The 1725-nt window shown below is 43.8% G+C and carries 1 protein-coding gene; it reads right to left on the bottom strand.

Features of this window, described 5'->3' with window-relative positions; genetic code table 11:
- Positions 1-142: 142 nt before the first annotated feature.
- The coding region (lepA, locus tag SORDD16_RS04215; RefSeq protein ID WP_241733974.1) for a translation elongation factor 4 at positions 143-1725 on the bottom strand (1583 nt) is incomplete at its 5' end.

The following is a 1725-nucleotide window of genomic DNA, read 5'->3' as shown; positions in this document are numbered from 1 at the left end:
AAAAATTCCAATTACAGTTGACAAAGAGGCGGAATTATTCATAGTAGAATCCTTCTCCTTCAAGAAAATCAGAATGGATTTTCTAAACATTTGATTGGAGAAGCAAAAAACTCTTGAGAAATTTTCAAGAGTTCTTTTATTTCTATTCTTCATCCATACTCAAGACGCTGAGAAAGGCTTCTTGTGGAACTTCTACTGATCCGATAGCTTTCATGCGTTTCTTACCAGCTTTTTGTTTTTCAAGAAGTTTGCGTTTACGAGAAACGTCACCACCGTAACACTTGGCAAGTACGTTCTTACGAAGGGCCTTGATATCAGTACGAGCCACGATTTTGTGCCCAATAGCTGCTTGAATTGGCACTTCAAATTGTTGACGAGGGATGATTTTCTTGAGCTTATCAACAATAAGTTTCCCACGTTCGTAGGCAAAATCCTTGTGAACGATAAAGCTAAGGGCATCGACCTTGTCTCCATTGAGAAGGATATCCATTTTGACTAGCTTAGATGGGCGGTACTCTGATAATTCGTAGTCAAAACTTGCATAACCACGCGTCGAAGACTTAAGTTTATCAAAGAAGTCAAAGACTATTTCAGCAAGCGGAATTTGATAGATAACATTGACACGATTATCATCAATATAGTCCATGGTTACAAAGTCCCCACGTTTGCGCTGAGCCAGTTCCATCACCGCTCCAACGAACTCCTGCGGTACCATGATTTGCGCCTTGACATAAGGTTCTTCAATGGTCGCGATCTTAGTCGGATCTGGAAATTCAGAGGGGTTAGACACATCCATAGACTCACCGTCAGTTTGGTTAACCTTGTAAATAACAGACGGAGCTGTCATGATGAGGTCAATGTTAAACTCGCGCTCTAAACGCTCTTGGATAACATCCATATGGAGAAGTCCAAGGAATCCACAACGGAAACCAAATCCAAGCGCCTGAGATGTTTCTGGTTCAAACTGCAAGCTGGCATCGTTGAGCTGCAATTTTTCAAGGGCTTCACGAAGGTCATTGTACTTGTTTGACTCGATTGGGTAAAGACCCGCAAAGACCATAGGATTCATCTGCTTGTAGCCATCTAGTGGTTCTGCGGCAGGATTACTTGCTAGGGTCACTGTATCACCCACACGGGTATCTTGAACCGTCTTGATAGAAGCCGCAATATAACCAACATCACCAGTCGCGAGGAAATCGCGCCCTACTGCTTTCGGTGTGAAAATACCAACTTCCGTCACATCAAAGGTCTTTCCATTGCTCATGAGTTGAATCTTATCGCCAGGTTTGACAACTCCATCCATGACACGCACTTGAAGGATAACCCCACGATAGGCATCATAAACTGAGTCGAAAATCAAGGCTTTTAATGGAGCTGAAACATCACCAGTTGGTGCAGGAACTTTCTCTACGATCTGCTCAAGAATTTCTTCAATACCAATACCAGCTTTGGCTGAAGCTAAGACCGCTTCGCTGGCATCCAGTCCAATGACATCCTCAATCTCTGTACGCACACGCTCTGGATCGGCTGCTGGTAGGTCAATCTTGTTAATGACTGGCAGAATTTCCAAATCATTGTCCAATGCTAGATAAACATTGGCAAGAGTTTGCGCCTCAATCCCTTGGGCCGCATCAACCACCAAAATCGCTCCTTCACAGGCCGCTAGCGAACGCGACACTTCATAGGTAAAATCCACATGCCCCGGCGTATCAATCAAGTGGAAAA

Source organism: Streptococcus oralis (assembly GCF_001578945.1).
GTDB classification, from domain to species: Bacteria; Bacillota; Bacilli; order Lactobacillales; family Streptococcaceae; genus Streptococcus; species Streptococcus oralis_Q.
This window is presented reverse-complemented; position numbering and strand designations above follow the sequence as displayed.